This window comes from Desulfobacula phenolica (genome assembly GCF_900105645.1).
In the GTDB taxonomy this organism is placed as follows: Bacteria; Desulfobacterota; Desulfobacteria; order Desulfobacterales; family Desulfobacteraceae; genus Desulfobacula; species Desulfobacula toluolica.
The window spans coordinates 1-1,461 of the sequence record NZ_FNLL01000048.1 but is presented as its reverse complement, the minus strand read 5'-3'; the positions used below and the strand labels follow the sequence as shown (position 1 = coordinate 1,461).

The window sequence follows — 1,461 nt, the reverse complement described above, 5'->3', positions numbered from 1 at the left end:
ATTCTTTACTGTAGTTTTTTCGTTTCAAAATATCCCCTTTCTGGACTGTTATATTTTATCTTAACACATTGTCCAGTTTTCGGGGTCCACTATACCCCGCCACCAGTGTCAGGGATCTCCCCAGCCTGCTACAACCTGTAATACAAAATTCCAGACTTTTTTTTATTTGTATTCATATTCTTTTGAGGGAAATTCCCCGTCTTTTACTTCTTTGATGTATTTTTCCAGGCCTTGTTTTGCAATTCCTGCAAGGTCTGCATATTTTTTTACAAACTTGGGCAGAAACCGGTCATTGATTCCCAGCATATCATGAAGAACAAGAAGCTGACCGTCACATTCAGCACCGGCACCAATACCGATGGTGGGAATTTGAAGCTCTTTTGTTATCTTTGCAGAAATGGGTGATGGAATACCTTCCAGCACAACGGAAAAAGCACCTGCAGCCTGGACATCCCGGGCATCTTTTAAAAGTCTTTCTTCATCTCTTTGAACCTTAAACCCTCCCATTTGATGCACGGATTGGGGGGTCAGGCCAATATGGGCCTGAACCGGGATACCGGCCTTTGCCATGGCAGTTATGACAGAACAGACCGCCGTACCACCTTCAAGTTTGACGGCTGATGCACCAGCCTCTTTTAAGAATCGCCCCCCATTTTCAATGGCTGTATCAAGGGAACCCTGATAAGACATAAACGGCATATCACCAACAACCATTGAAAAGGCACAGGCTCTGGAGACCATTGCGGTATGGTAAATCATCTCATCCATGGTAACCGGAAGTGTATTTTCCTTTCCCTGTACCACCATTCCAAGGGAGTCTCCCACCAGAATTATTTCGATTCCTGCCTGAGCCAGCATGCCGGCAAAAGGATAATCATACGCTGTCAAGGCTGTAATCTTTTGACCATCCTGTTTCATTTTCATCAATGTTGCTGTTGTTACCCTATGTTGCATTTTTTTTCCTCAAATTAATCATTTTAGTTTATCAAGCGGACATCATGATACTATCTGGCTGCCATTTCAAGCGAGGGAAACGCGATCGCTTTGGTCAAATGGTAAGCGGCCTGCAGATAGGATGTCGGACACAAAGGAAAACATTCTTTGCAGTCCCAGCATTCTTTGGCGGCCAGTTCCGGAATAAAACTTATCTCCCGCTTTCCGCCTTTATCAACAAATCCGATAACATTTTTCTTTTTGACTTCAGCACAGTATCTTACACACAGGCCGCAAACAAGGCAAAATGAAGGCTCTTTTTCGAAACGGTCTCTGTCGGCCCCATACTCTTTGGCCATTTCCAGCAATGCCGGAGAATCCGGGGAATGGGCCAGCAGGAACTCCAAAATCAATTTGCGGACTTTATCCACCATCTTTGTCCTGGTTCTTACTATCAGATCCGGTTCCACAGGGTAGAGGCAACCGACAACCAGTTTGCTCCAGCCGTTGACTTCCACTTCCACGGTG

At 45.1% G+C, this 1,461-nt stretch carries 2 protein-coding genes; both read right to left on the bottom strand.

Translation table 11 applies throughout. The features are described 5' to 3' along the window. Positions 1-162: 162 nt before the first annotated feature. Positions 163-954, bottom strand: a complete 792-nt coding sequence (gene panB / locus BLT94_RS21705; RefSeq protein ID WP_092238849.1) for a 3-methyl-2-oxobutanoate hydroxymethyltransferase — start codon at positions 952-954, stop codon at positions 163-165. A 50-nt stretch (positions 955-1,004) separates the two neighbouring features. Next, positions 1,005-1,461, bottom strand: a 457-nt coding sequence (locus BLT94_RS21700; protein WP_092238846.1) for a 4Fe-4S dicluster domain-containing protein, incomplete at its 5' end; no start/stop codon positions are given.